Below are 14,160 nucleotides of genomic sequence, written 5' to 3'. Positions count from 1 at the left end.
AGCCTAACCCTTACCTATACTTTAAAAGAAATTAACTTTATTTCGCTTATTTTTGAGACCATCAAAATTCAATAAACCGACCATGCAAAAAGTGTATTTGGATAATGCAGCCACTACTCAGGTAAGAGACGAGGTTATTGCAAGAATGCAGGAGGCACTTGTCTCATTTTACGGAAATCCTTCCTCAACCCATAGTTATGGTAGGTCTGCCAAAACCGCAGTTGAAAAAGCCCGTAAAGCCATTGCAAAGATTTTGAATGCCCAAGCATCAGAGATAATCTTTACCTCTGGTGGTACAGAGGCTGATAACATGATTTTGCGTTGTGCGGTCAGGGATTTGGGGGTTACGACAATTATCACATCCAAAATTGAACATCATGCAGTACTCCATACTGCTGAAGAATTGGAAAAAGAGTATAATATCTCGTTACAATTTGTGGATTTGGATGTCAATGGAAATCCGGTATTAGAGCATTTAAGAGATTTGTTGACGAAAGATGACTCAAAAAAATTGGTGAGCCTGATGCATGTTAATAACGAGATTGGTAATATTATCGACATTGACGCTATTGGAGAAATGTGTAAGGAACATAAAGCTCTTTTTCATTCAGATACGGTTCAATCCGTAGGACATTACGCTTGGGATGTTCAAAAAACACCAATTGATTTTTTTACGGCAGCAGCGCATAAATTCCATGGCCCCAAGGGGATTGGTTTCGCTTTCATTAGAAAAAACTCGGGCTTAAAGCCAATGATTTTTGGGGGTTCCCAAGAACGCGGCTTTAGAGCGGGGACAGAACCGTTTCATAATATTGTAGGGCTGGAGGAGGCTTTTTTGAAAGCGTACGATAATCTGGAAAACGAGACGAAATTTGTAAAAGAATTAAAAAGCTATTTCGTAGAAAAAATAAAGAGGGAGATTCCAGAAGTAGGCTTCAATGGGTTTTCTGATGATTTAGAAAAAAGCACCTATACTTTAACGAATGTGCGTCTTCCTTTTGACAAACAAAAAGGATTGATGTTGCTTTTTCATTTAGATATGAAGGGTATTGCTTGTTCCAAAGGGAGTGCCTGCCAATCTGGAAGCAATATGGGGTCACATGTGTTAACGGAAATTCTACCTGAAAAGGAATTGGAAAAACCGTCCTTACGATTTTCCTTTTCCAAATACAATACAAAAGAAGAACTTGATTATACTATTGAAGTCTTAAAAGAGTTTGCCGAAAGTTAGCTTTTGTTCTTTCGTTGTTTCTTTTCTTTATCGTAAGGGAATCTACGAGAGGCTAATTTCATCATTCTATCAATCAACTCGGTAGTATTTTTTCCGGTTTTTTTGGTAATGGCTTTTTCGTATTTCCATAAAAGCTTTCCAGAATCGCCATCACTTACTTTAACGCCTATTCTGCCGTAATTGGCATCTCCACTAAAGTAATCCAAAAGATTAAAGTCGGTAGGAACACCTTTGGAAAGTAGAATATTCAGATTTAGGTTACCACTTATAATCCCATCAACTTTTAGGATTTTGGTCAATTCGTTGATGGTGTAGATATCCAAATTATCATAGGTGATTCCGTTTTGGTTCAAAATGGCGTTGGTGTCTTCTATGTTCTGGAACTCTACGTTAAACTTTTTCCGTTTTTTCCGTTTTGAAAAATAGGTTTCCAAGGCATTTTGGACTGCATACCCTTCTTTTTTAGCCAATCCTTTCAATTCCAACTGATTTACATCTCGTTTTAAATCCAAGCTGGCAATAAATGGAACAATGGCCAAGATTTTGTGGTCCTTGGTCAATTCATCAAACTTTCTGTTTTCGTAGATGTTTTTTTGCGCTGTACCAAAAGCTACGGTTACAAGAGCAATACATACTATAATCTTTTTCATCAGCATAGTTTAGAAACGCATTCCAAATTTAATGTTCAGAATACGGCTTGTAAGAAAATTGGGAACTGCAAATTGTCGTTGCGTGTCCACATCCCTTATCCATGTATTTGTAATGGAATTTTGGTTGTTGAATACGTTGAAAATTTCAAAACCTGCGCTAAATTCCTTAAATCCGTGCAACCAGTGTCCTTTTGGGTATTGGTTGTTTCTGTCCGCAAAAATATAGGAAATTCCCATATCAGCCCTTCTATAATCTCTTAATCTATTCTGAAAATCATATGGGTCGATATTATTTGGTGATCCACCTGGAACCCCAGTGTTATAAACCAGATTTAGATAGAGCTTTAGATTTGGAATAGTGGGCATATAATCCTGAAACAAAACGGCAAACTTTAAACGTTGGTCCGTAGGTCTCGAAATAAAGCCCCTATTATCAATGTTTTCTTCGGTTTGAAGATATCCTAAACTTACCCATGACTCGGCCCCGGGCACAAAAGTTCCGGTCAATCTAAAATCGAACCCATATGCGTAGGCCGATGCATTATTTTCAGCAGCATACCGTATCCTAACATCTTCTATAGTGTAGGTGTTTACATTGTCCAAGTCCTTGTAGTATGCTTCACTAATAAGCGTAAAAGGTCTATCCCAAAGATTAAGACTAAACTCACTGCCCAAAACATAGTGGACGGATTTTTGCGCTTCCACATTTGGATTGATTGTACCCGTAATATCACGTAATTCCCTATAAAAAGGAGGTTGTTGGTAACTCCCAATGGCAAATCGGAACAATATATCCTTTTTCCAATCCGGTTTTATGGAAAATTGGCCCCTGGGACTAAATAGTGTTTGCGAGTTTTTGGAGAATCCTTGACCACTTAAAATCCAATGTTGTGCCCTGATTCCAAGATTGAAATAAACATCATGTTTACCAAGCTTTGTTTGTTGGTCGTACTGTGCAAATCCAGAAAATCGGTTTGTTTTTACAATATTGGTCGCTTGTACACTTTCAAAAGCAGTAATATCCCCCGTAAATGGCTCCTCTGGTTGATTATTCACAAATTCTGGTGCTCGTGGTCTAATAAAAAAGCCGGCAGAATCTATGAATTCAGATTCCCTAAGTTGGTCACGGATATCTTCGCGGGAAAATTTTAGGCCCCATTCCAAAGACCGTCCCTCTTTGTTATATTTTCCCCTGTGCGAAAGATTAAAAATAAGGACGTCCAATTGGTTCCTTGCCCTATTGAATTGAGAACCGATTCCTCTTGGATTTGATACTTCTCCTAAATCTTCACTTCCAAAATCGGTATCGATTTCTGCCAGTTCATAAGAAGCTATAATATTTGAAAACTCCTCTTCCTGTGAATGATAAATAGATGTTGTAATGTCTATTTTGGTATTGTCGTTAACGATATAATCTGCTTTTAAGGCTCCAAGAACATTGTTGTACTTGTTGTTTTCTTCACCTTCATAAAAAACCAATAAAGCTCTAGGGTCATTAATAGTTCCAAAGTTGGTTTGTCTGGTCAAGGGTTCATTCTGATAATCGTTTATTGAATAGGTACCTAAAAAATTGAGGTGAAATTTTTTTGAGAAGCGATAAGTTAAATAGCTCTGTACATCTACAAAGATTGGTGTCAAATTGGTTTCTGTTTGTTGACTGTTCACAAATAGGCTATTATCCCTGTAGCGAACTCCTGTAATGCTTGTAAATCTTTTGTTCTTGGAAGCAGTTTCCAAAGTAGTACTTGCTCCTAGAAGACTTGCGTCCACACGCAATCCAAAACCAACAGGATTTTTATAGGTGATATCCAGAACCGAAGATAACCGGTCACCATACTTTGCCTGAAATCCACCTGCAGAGAATTCCAGTTCAGAAATTAAATTGCTGTTTACAAAGCTTAATCCCTCTTGTTGTGCAGAACGTACCAAAAAAGGGCGATATACCTCTATTCCGTTGACATAGACCAGATTCTCATCAAAATTACCGCCGCGCACATTGTATTGTGTACTCAATTCATTATTAAATGATACTCCGGGCAGGAGTTTAAGGATATTCTCTACTCCGGCATTGGCTCCTGGAATATTCCTGATAATTTCTGGAGGAATCGTAGTGATACCCTCCACACTTTTTTTTCCTGTAGGGGAAACTTCTACGCCAGCAACCTGAATTACTGTCGCTTTCATCACAGGATTAAACTCAAAGGTTTCGTTTGTGGTCAAGACCAGGTTTTTCAAAACAATATCCTTGTGCCCAAGATGGGAAAATGTGATGGTGTTCTTAATATCTGCGGTCAATTCGAGCAAGAAATACCCGTTTGCACTGGTGGTAGTGCCTATTTTTCCTGTTGATATGTTTACATCTGATAGTGGTTTGTTGTTCTCGTCCAAAACCGTACCGACCAAATTGGCTGTTTGACCAATGCCTGTAGCCATCCAAAGAAAGAAGAAAATTGCAGTTAAAGGTTTTGGATGGGTCAAATACACTATTTTCTAAAAAAGGTAGATTTAAAAGTACTCCTATTACCAACATTATCAGTAACAACAACCTTTAGGTCGCATTGGGTCTTGTTCAATATCTTGTCGTCAAAATTGTAGGTGAGCGTTTTTGTTTTAGGCTCATATTCCATAAGAATCCATTCACCGTTCAATGTGGCATTATATGTTTTAACACCGCTTAGGTCATCTGCAATTTCCAAGCTTAAATAACTGTAATTGCTCAACCATTGTTTTTCTTTAAAGTTTCTTGCCTTTATGGTTGGTGGTACGCTGTCCTTGGCAAGAGTATAGGTACCGAATGTTTTGGTTCGCGTAGTAAAGGAACCATCCCTTTTGTACGTTCTTGAGTGTCTGGGCTTGTTCTTGCTATCAAGACGAGCTATAAATAGTTGTTTTCTTTCTTCGGACGAATATTTGGATACATCAAAACTAATCGTGAAATTTCTATGGGCGGCCACGCTGTTATCATGTATTTGAACAGTATCCTTCCCTTTTTTTAAATCGATATAAAAATCCTTATAAAATGTGTTGGATGGGAAGTAGACCTTCGCAGCTCCCAAATCAAAATTATTGGGCTTGTCCGCAATGATAAAATCGGTGGTTTTGGAAATATCCTTATTTACCTTGACAGTTTCTCTTTTTCCTTCTACGGGAATACGGAGCTCGGTAGTGTTTCCATGAAAATCGGATATGGTGATTTGTACTGCGTAAGAAAGTCCATCTTTGACCTCTATTTTACCGTTGTTATGCAACGTTTTGTATATGGCGAGTCTGTTATGTGGTTCTTTAAAACATTTTTGGATTCGTTGTCTATACTTTCCAAAATGGACATAGTCGATAAGGGTGTTGATATATCTTGTTTCTGTAAATGAAAACGTTTCAAAATCATACTCGGAGTATGTTTTGCCATTTACCGTTTGTCTCACCGAGTATACTCCATTTTGATTTGCGGCCAGATCTTGGCGGTCAAATCCGTTAAAACCAAAACCAATAGTTCCTATGGCGGTTACCTTATCGGCTAAAAAAGAACCGTCTGGCTGTTTGGTAAAGTTAAGTTGAATTTTTTCTGCACTCTGATTTAGCACTGCTCCATCGGATAAAGGATATCCAAAAAGTCCTAAAAGGGTGGGGTTGGTTGCATCTCTAACTTCATAGCCGTATAAAAGTGGGTTGGTAGGCTTTTCGGTAACGCTGCTTCGTATTTCAAAATGTAGATGTGGGCCAGCGGAACCACCAGAATTACCGGAATACCCTATGGTATTCCCCTTAATGACCTTTAATTCTCCATAATCAGGAAAAACCTCGACTTCATAAGATTGTTTCTTGTACTGGATTTTTTTAATGTATGCCTCAATCTCCGGACTAAACTTTTGGAGGTGTGCATACACAGACGTATACCCATTGGGGTGAGCAATGTATAATGCTTTTCCATACCCCCATAGCGATACTTTAATTCGGGTTACCGTACCATCTGCAATAGTGAGCACAGGTAACCCCTCTCGCCTTTGTGTCTTTATATCTATACCGGAATGAAAATGATTGGACCGTAGTTCACCAAACGTGCCGGATAAAATCAAAGGTATTTCTAGAGGGGAGCCAAATACATCTTGTGGATATTCTTTTTGGGAGAAAAGGGACATGGAGAGTAGAAAAACAACTCCAAAAAAATGAAAGCGCATACGATAGTTTATAATTACTTACGAAAGTAACCAATGTTTTGATTTGTAAAAAGGCTTTTGTAAAGCTTTGAAACACCTTAAAGCAATACTTTAAGAATAAATCCCAAAAGTATTGCGAGGTTAGGCAAGGTTGGTTAACTTTGTGTAATACGCATTGTTGTTTGCATATGGGCGAACTAGTTGAAATTGTTGATTCTTTGGAAAATAAGGTAAGCAAGTTGCTGCACAAGTTAGAATTGTTGCAGCAATCCAATACCAAGTTAAAAGAAGAGTTGAACCTTGCAAAACAAGAAAATCAAAGTAAACAGTACGCCGTAACGGACTGGGAAGAAAAATATAATTCCCTTAAAATGGCAAACACAATGTTGGGTAGTAATACAAGTAAAACAGAAGCTAAGCTTAAAATAAATACATTAATTCGCGAACTGGACGTTTGCATCGCCAAGCTTGCAGATTAGTTCGTTAACAGAAATATGGAGGAGAAGCTCAAAATAAAGCTTTCCATTGCAGATAGGGTATACCCTCTGACAATAGATCCCAAACAAGAAGAGGGATTAAGAAAAGCGGCAAAGAATATAGATAATTTGGCCAAAAAATTTGAGCAAAACTATGCAGTGCGTGACAAACAAGATGTGTTGGCCATGTGTGCATTACAATTTGCCTCTAAAATTGAGCAAGGTGGAATTGACCGTTCTGAAAACACCAAAGCAGCATTTGAGCGCTTAAGGGCTCTAAACGATTTGGTTCATTCTAAGCTTGGCGAATAAGTTCTTATAAATAAATTATTGTTACTGCCCACATTGGTAATTATTTTTTGACAAACTCAACATTATTAGATTTAAAAAGGGTGAGTTTAAGTTGTAAAAGCGGGCCCTACTCGTATAGGGATTCTTGAGCAGCTTGTTAGCCCTAAACCTGTATTTAGGAGTTTGTACAAAACTTCGGCCAATGTGGGTTTTTTTTTTAACCAAACATAATCAACATGGATAACACTATATTAATTATTGTGGCAGCTGTAGTAGGCGTGGCGATAGGTTTTGTGATCGCCAAGATGATGGAAAAGGGTAAGGCTGCAAAAGCCATTTCCGGTGCCAAAAAGGAAGCCCAGGATATTTTAAAAGAAGCTAATAAAGAAGGGGAAAGTATAAAAAAAGATAAGATATTTCAGGCCAAAGAGCGATTTTTGGAATTGAAGGCAGAACATGAAAAAGTTATTATAAACAAGGATAAGAAGATTGCCGAAGCTGAAAAACGTACACGAGATAAAGAATCCCAAATCAGCAACGAACTCGCTAGAAGCAAAAAATTGAACGATGAACTTCAGGAGAAAATCAAGGATATCAATTATAAAAGTGAGATTCTTGACAAAAAGCAGTCAGAGGTAGATAAATTGCACAAGAGCCAAGTACAACAGTTAGAAGTGATTTCTGGCCTTTCTGCAGAAGATGCGAAGAGTCAATTGCTGGAATCCCTTAAAGAAACAGCTAAAACAGATGCAATGGCATACCTTCAAACTACTTTGGAGGAGACTAAATTAACTGCACAGCAAGAGGCAAGAAAAATTGTTATCAATACCATTCAGCGTATTGGGACGGAGGAAGCGGTGGAAAATTGTGTGTCCGTTTTCAATTTGGAATCTGATGATGTTAAAGGTCGTATTATTGGTAGGGAAGGGCGTAATATTCGCGCTCTTGAATCTGCTACCGGCGTAGAGATTATAGTCGATGATACACCAGAGGCCATTATCCTTTCTTGTTTTGATTCTGTTAGAAGGGAAGTTGCGCGACTTTCCTTGCACCGACTTGTTACGGATGGTAGAATACACCCTGCACGTATTGAAGAAATCGTAAAAAAAACGGAAAAACAAATCAATGAAGAAATTGTTGAAATTGGCAAACGTACCGTAATCGATCTAGGAATACATGGACTCCATCCTGAATTGATAAAAGCGGTGGGGCGCATGAAGTATCGTTCTTCGTATGGGCAAAATCTATTGCAACACTCAAGGGAAGTGGCCAAACTTTGTGGTGTAATGGCTGCAGAATTGGGCCTCAATCCTAAAATCGCCAAGCGTGCAGGATTATTGCACGATATTGGTAAAGTTCCTAATACCGAAGTAGAGGTAGAAACACCGCACGCAATACTAGGAATGCAGTGGGCTCAAAAATATGGTGAGAACAAAGAGGTATGTAATGCTATTGGAGCCCACCACGATGAGATAGAAATGAATACACTGGTTTCTCCAATAGTACAGGTATGCGATGCCATTAGCGGAGCCAGACCAGGAGCCAGAAGACAGGTTTTGGATTCCTATATCCAAAGATTAAAGGACTTGGAAGATATTGCATTTGGATTTCATGGAGTCCAAAAAGCATACGCCATACAAGCAGGTAGAGAGCTACGGGTAATTGTTGAAAGCGAAAAGGTAAGCGATGATAAAGCTGCCGAATTATCTTTTGAGATTTCCCAAAAAATTCAGACGGATATGACATACCCTGGTCAAGTAAAAGTTACGGTAATCAGAGAGACCCGATCTATAAACGTTGCCAAATAATTCGCTGACAATTATCATACTTTTCTAAACGGGAACTGGCTAACTTCATTGATATATTAAAACTATCAAAGATGAGAAAGCGAGTCCCAGTTTCCGAAATAATGACAAAAGACCTTATTACACTTACAGTAGACAATGACTTGGTAAGTGCAGAGGAACTCTTTAAAAAACACAACATTAGACATATCCCAGTGGTAGATAAGGATAGGGTTGTTGGCATGTTAAGTTACACAGACCTCTTGCGAATAAGTTTCGCCGATGCCGTGGATGAAGACGAAGAAACAGTAGATACCATGGTCTACAACTTATTTACCATATCGCAGGTAATGGCAAGAGATGTAGTGAGCGTGTCGTCCAACACCACCATAAAAGAAGTTGCACAATTTCTTGCACAAAAAGAGTTTCATGCGGTACCTGTTGTAGACGAAGGAAAACTTGTAGGTATTGTTACAACCACCGATCTTATAAACTACTTGTTGGACCTATATTGATGCAAAATATATTCACGGCTGGTATTGGTCGATAATTTGTAATGGGTAGTCTCCACATACCTGTATGACCTGTGTTTTCACTTTCTTTTTTGCTTGAAGAGCCATTCAAATAAAAAAGGTTCTCGTAGGGCTTTGCCCATTGCGAAATGACAATATGCCAAGTCACATGAATAGCTATATTCTGTATGAAAGCGTAGCTTGCCATCATTGATTTCTGCAAGAATTTCTTCAGTGGTCAAGTCATAATCCACACCCCCAACTTTATGGGTATATACGTTATCATGACCATTGGCTTCAAATGTGGTAAAGAGCTCTTGTGAATAAACTGCTCCATTATCGTTCCTATGAATAAAGTTCCATATGGGTAAAGTTTCAAAAGTTCCGTTTTCAATCTTGCTCTTGACAAATGACATAGTTGATTCACTCACAGCATTACTTAAAGGGACGATGGCAGCTATTCTATCCTGTAGCTTTGCGCCTAAATACCAAGTTCCATCGCCTCCCATGGAATGACCGGTAATGTAGATCCTGTTCGTATCAATGTTTTCTGTTTTGATAAGATGGTCCAACAATTTTTCTACAAAATCGGAAGAAGCGGTATTTGACCATCCAAAATAATCCTCGTTATTTTCCCAAAGGGCTTCGTGAAGATGTGGAGCAACAACATAGGCAGGGTACTTTTCCTGATTTTCTTTTTCTATCCATGCCAAGGCCATATAGCCAGTATAGTCTATGTTCAAAAAATCATCTTCGGGCGTGAGAAAGTATTCAGCTCCGTGCAATGCTATGATCAAAGGGAATTTAGTGTTGGAACCCTCAGCATTTTTTGGTTCAAAAAGACGGTAGGGAACAGCGGTATTCGTCAATGCATGCGTAAAACTTTGTTTTTCGAATTTATACTCAAAAGGTACTTCCGAATCCGTATCGGGATCCGTAATGGAATCAGTTTTAGTAATTTCTTCCTCTGAGCAGGAAATTAGAGCTAAAAGGATAAATCCCAAGAATATTTTGAATCTATTCATAACGAAGCTTTATTCCAAAGACGCTCTTGTAAAAATAGGTTGCGTTAATTTACTTGGATTGACCTGCTTTTAACAGTAACATTTTGTACCAAAAGACTATTCATCAATTCAAAAGTGGCATTGGTCAATTCTAAGAACCCTAAACCATTGAATATGCATAAATTGTTTATGAACTAACAATTTATTGTAATGAAAAAGTTTCCCTATTCATTTCTAATTATATTGGTAACTGGAATAGCCCTATATTCTTGCGGTAAGGACGATGCATCAAAAACTGAAGTTGTTGATCCCGAAGAAGAGAAAGCGGTACCATCTATAAGAAATATTTCCCCATCAGAAGGGATAATTGGTTTAGATGTCATAATTTCTGGAGATAATCTGGGTAGTGACAAAAACGATATTTCAATATCCTTTAATGGTATTGTCACCACCCATGTCGTATTCGATGAAAGCGGTAATGTCATAGTTACTGTGCCTCAAGGGGCCAAGGACGGTGACTTGATTTTAACAGTAAATGGGGAGTCCAGTGAACCATTGTATTTCAATATATTACCTTCAATAACAGATTTTAATCCCAAGGAAGCTAAAGAAGGAGAACAGATAACCATAAGCGGAACCAGTTTTGGTGATGACAAAGACGTGGTAGGTATTATGTTTGGTGGTAATATTGAGGTAGATGACATAACCATAAACGATAACGGAGACATTGTTGCGGTCGTGCCTCCAGGTGCACAAAAAGGTATTATTACTGTTACTATAGACGGGGAAAGTGCCATGAGCGAAAAAGTATTGGATATTTATAGAATATATGTTGCAGGTAAAATTTCGCTAGATGGAAGTTGGATAGCTACCCTATGGACGAATGGTGTAGAAGAACAGTTGTCAGAAGATCCATCTGCCGCACATTCTGTATTTGTATATGGGGATGATGTATATGTTTCGGGCTATATCAAAATAAATAATACTGAGGCAATAGCAACAATATGGAAAAATGGAGAAGTATATATGGAGCTTACGGATGGTCTATTGGGGGCTGTAGCTCTTTCCGTATATGTTGCCAATGACAATGTATATGCTGCAGGAGGTGAATGGAACAACAATGGTTATATCCCCAAAATATGGAAAAATGGAGAGGAAGTGTTTATTAGTGATATAAACCCTGGTATAGCACGTTCTGTTTTTGTGGATGGTAACGATTTTTATGTATGTGGGGAAGAGATAGCGGATGGTGAAGAAAATGTCCTGTATTGGAAAAACGGAGAACGCTATATTCTGGAAAGTTTTCCTTTCGATGTTGGTAAAAACTATACAGCTTCATCTATTTACGTGAAAGATGGGATTGTTCATGTAGTAGGAGCGATTGGAAATTTTGTCGCCAACTCTTGGGCTGCGGATACTGATGGGGGCAATATAACTTCCACTATATTAGCGGAAGATGAAGAATTGTATAGTAGTGCTAGGTCCGTCTTTGTAGATGGTGACGATATTTATATTGCAGGCAGGTATGACAAAAAGGCGGTAATTTGGAAAAATGGGATTATAATGGAAATGCCTTCCAATCCTAATCCTAACGTCATATCCGATGCGGTGTCAGTCTTTTTATATAAAGGTGATATATATGTAGCTGGGGGTGATGGCACAAATACGTCGCTATGGGTAAATTATTCACAAATATTGCTCCCTTCTGTTGGTGATGCTTCTTATGCGGGGTCTGTGTTCGTTTATTAGTAAAAAGTAGTTTTTATTTTCTAGCAACGATTTTTAGATAAAGACATATTGGAACAACTCAATGTATTAATTTATGGCTATACCTTTCTAATACCCTTTATTTTCAATCATTTATTTAAATGATTGAATTCATCACTACTCTTCCTCTGTATTATTTCCTTCTTCGACCTCCTTATCACGGTTGTGCTGTATGATATTGAGCTTCTTGAGCTTTGCTTTCCATGTTTCCAAAGCTTGTTTGTGCTGGTCAATATTTTTAATTACATCTTTCACCAAAGGATTGTCCTCGGAAGCATTTGAGAAGAACTGTAGATTGTTTTCCAATTGCCTGATTTCAGATTTACTTTCTTCAATTTTTTTACGGATAAAGGCTCGTTCTTTGCTAATGGCCATATCATTGTCATCATGTGCCAATTGCTGCATTTTGTCCCCATATCTAAGTAATTCTGACTCTTGCCTGCTAACACCCAATTTTTTAAACAGAGCATCTACGATTTTATTGAACTTTCCGTTGATGTGTTTTTTATTATAGGGTAAGCGTCCGTAAGTTTTCCATTCAGAAATAAACTTTTTTAAGCTTACAATATCTTTTTCAGGGTCACCACTTAACTGGAAAGCTTTAAGTCTATCCAAACATGCATTTTTCTTTTCAAAATTTGCATACTCTTCTTTTTGAGCTTCATTCTTCTCTTCATGAAGCCTATTAAAGTAGTGGTTACAGGCATTTTTGAACTCGTTCCAGATCTTATCGGAATATTTACGGGGTACATGTCCTATTTTTTTCCACTCGCTCTGGATACGTTTCATTTCAGGAGTTGCCATTTCCTTATCATCACTATCCTTGAGCGCGATAGCCAAATCCAATAAGGCCCGTTTTTTTTCTAGGTTGTCGTGCTGTTCCTTTTTTTGATTTTTGTAGAAAGAATTTTTATTTCGGTTGAACTTGCGAACGGCTTCTTTAAACGTGCTCCATGTTTGCTCGTTCACCTTTTGCGGAACTTTACCTGCTTTAAAAAAAGATTCCCGTAATGCTTCAATCTCTTTAATCTGTTGTTGCAGGGCTTTGTGATTATTGGTAACGTTCTCCGAGATATGGAGTATGGAGGCAATAATCCCTTGTTTCTTTTCTAGATTTTGCTCGTAGACCTTTTCCAGTTCTTGGTAGTTTTCTTGTCTACGTTGGTGCATGGCCTTCGTGGCATTGCTAAAACGCTCCCACACCTCTTCGCGCTGTTCCTTGGCAACCGGGCCTATATCTTCCTTCCAGATTTTATGGAGTGTTTGTAATTCTCTAAAAGCTTTTCCTAGATCGGGTTCGTTCGCCAATGCTTCGGCGCGTTCTACCAGTTTCAGTTTTTCTTCGAGATTGTGTTTAAAATCTAGGTCTCGTAGCTCCCTGTTAAGATGTAAAAAATCATAGAAAATTTCCATGTGGTGATGGTAAGTACGCCACACGTCATTATAATTGTTTCTTGGAATGGGCCCTGCATTGCGCCAGCTTTCCTGTAAATCTTTAAAATTTTTATAAGTTGTATTGATATCTTCCTCAACGTTCATTAGACCTTTGAGCTCTTCAATGATCTCTAATCGTTTTTGAAGATTGGCCTTTAGGTTCTGTTCGAGCTTTTTATAATATTGGTCTCGTTTTTCACGAAATTCAGCAAACACCTCATTGAACTGTCTTTTGGCAACGGAATTATATCGAAAATCGATTTCATTACCACCATTGGCCACAAATTCTTCTTTCTTATGCTCTAAAAACTCTTGGAATTTTTGGTCAAACTCATATTTTATGGAACTTGCATGCTTATTTATGGCCTGTACCTTCTCATTCCTTATCAAACGCTGTAATTCGCCAACTAAATTCTCCATCGACATTGCATGGTAATCCAGCAAGGGGATATGGTGCCTTTTCTCATTGTCTTTATCCTCAGCATCCTCAGCATTGGATTCTTCTATCTCATCTATAGCCTCGTCGGTTTCCTCTGTTTCGGAAAGCTCCTCTTTTGATGAGAGCTCTTCTTCGACCGGTGACTTTTCTTTGGACTTCGTATACGGAATTGGTGTTTCTTCTATGTCTTGTACTGAATCATCGGATGTTTTTGGCTCAGAAATGGGGCTTTCTTCCGCTTTTTTAATCCTTTTCTCCTGGTTGAGTTCAGCATCACCTTCAGTTTCCTGAAGTTTTTGTTCATTTTCCTGCATCAGTAGTGTCTTTTCCTTTGGATTGATGATAATTATAGCCAAGTTAACAACTAAATTACCCAATTACAAAAGTAGCGACGCTTCTTTTGTTTAAGTTAAGCCCC

General features: G+C 38.2%; 11 protein-coding genes and 1 other RNA gene. 7 read left to right on the top strand and 5 right to left on the bottom strand.

Going from position 1 to position 14,160, the window contains the following annotated elements:
* Positions 1–82 precede the first annotated feature (82 nt).
* Positions 83–1,231, top strand: coding sequence for a cysteine desulfurase family protein (locus KIM67_RS03745; RefSeq protein ID WP_213830023.1), 1,149 nt, complete (start codon positions 83–85; stop codon positions 1,229–1,231).
* Here the strand turns inward: KIM67_RS03745 and KIM67_RS03740 are convergent.
* The 3 genes from KIM67_RS03740 to KIM67_RS03730 are packed head-to-tail and all read right to left on the bottom strand — an operon-like array spanning position 1,228 to position 6,056.
* Complete coding sequence (locus KIM67_RS03740) at positions 1,228–1,881, bottom strand: hypothetical protein (RefSeq protein ID WP_213830022.1); 654 nt, start codon at positions 1,879–1,881, stop codon at positions 1,228–1,230. The two genes, KIM67_RS03745 and KIM67_RS03740, sit on opposite strands and share 4 nt — an antisense overlap.
* A 9-nt stretch (positions 1,882–1,890) precedes the next feature.
* Entirely contained in the window at positions 1,891–4,314 is a 2,424-nt protein-coding gene (locus KIM67_RS03735) for a TonB-dependent receptor plug domain-containing protein (RefSeq protein WP_213830159.1), read from the bottom strand.
* Positions 4,315–4,364: 50 nt separating this feature from the next.
* The gene (locus KIM67_RS03730; protein ID WP_213830021.1) at positions 4,365–6,056 is read right to left on the bottom strand and encodes a M23 family metallopeptidase; all 1,692 of its coding nucleotides are present in this window, start codon (positions 6,054–6,056) and stop codon (positions 4,365–4,367) included.
* Between the two features lie 167 nt (positions 6,057–6,223).
* Between KIM67_RS03730 and KIM67_RS03725 the strand changes: the two genes are divergently transcribed.
* The 5 genes from KIM67_RS03725 (at position 6,224) to KIM67_RS03705 (ending at position 9,101) form a co-directional block, all read left to right on the top strand.
* Complete coding sequence (locus KIM67_RS03725; RefSeq protein WP_213830020.1) at positions 6,224–6,514, top strand: hypothetical protein; 291 nt, start codon at positions 6,224–6,226, stop codon at positions 6,512–6,514.
* A 15-nt stretch (positions 6,515–6,529) separates the two neighbouring features.
* Complete coding sequence (locus KIM67_RS03720) at positions 6,530–6,823, top strand: cell division protein ZapA (protein WP_163418298.1); 294 nt, start codon at positions 6,530–6,532, stop codon at positions 6,821–6,823.
* A 54-nt stretch (positions 6,824–6,877) separates the two neighbouring features.
* Positions 6,878–6,987, top strand: a non-coding RNA gene (gene ssrS / locus KIM67_RS03715) — 6S RNA.
* A 51-nt stretch (positions 6,988–7,038) separates the two neighbouring features.
* Positions 7,039–8,610 (top strand): ribonuclease Y, encoded by a 1,572-nt coding sequence (rny, locus tag KIM67_RS03710; protein WP_213830019.1) that lies wholly within the window; start codon positions 7,039–7,041, stop codon positions 8,608–8,610.
* 71 nt (positions 8,611–8,681) lie between these two features.
* Entirely contained in the window at positions 8,682–9,101 is a 420-nt protein-coding gene (locus tag KIM67_RS03705; RefSeq protein WP_213830018.1) for a CBS domain-containing protein, read from the top strand.
* Between the two features lie 77 nt (positions 9,102–9,178).
* Here KIM67_RS03705 and KIM67_RS03700 read toward each other — a convergent pair whose 3' ends face one another.
* The gene (locus KIM67_RS03700) at positions 9,179–10,123 is read right to left on the bottom strand and encodes a hypothetical protein (protein ID WP_213830017.1); all 945 of its coding nucleotides are present in this window, start codon (positions 10,121–10,123) and stop codon (positions 9,179–9,181) included.
* A gap of 189 nt (positions 10,124–10,312) precedes the next feature.
* On the opposite strand from KIM67_RS03700, the gene KIM67_RS03695 reads away from it, so the two are divergent.
* Positions 10,313–11,851 carry an IPT/TIG domain-containing protein gene (locus KIM67_RS03695; RefSeq protein ID WP_213830016.1) on the top strand — a complete coding sequence of 513 codons (1,539 nt, stop codon included), beginning with the start codon at positions 10,313–10,315 and terminating at the stop codon, positions 11,849–11,851.
* Between the two features lie 135 nt (positions 11,852–11,986).
* Here the strand turns inward: KIM67_RS03695 and KIM67_RS03690 are convergent, their stop codons facing one another.
* Entirely contained in the window at positions 11,987–14,056 is a 2,070-nt protein-coding gene (locus KIM67_RS03690) for a DUF349 domain-containing protein (RefSeq protein WP_213830158.1), read from the bottom strand.
* Positions 14,057–14,160 lie beyond the last annotated feature (104 nt).

It is taken from the genome of Flagellimonas sp. 389 (assembly GCF_018449435.1).
In the GTDB taxonomy this organism is placed as follows: domain Bacteria; phylum Bacteroidota; class Bacteroidia; order Flavobacteriales; family Flavobacteriaceae; genus Flagellimonas.
Note: the sequence above shows the minus strand (reverse complement) of the source record. Positions and strands in the feature narration are given on the sequence as shown.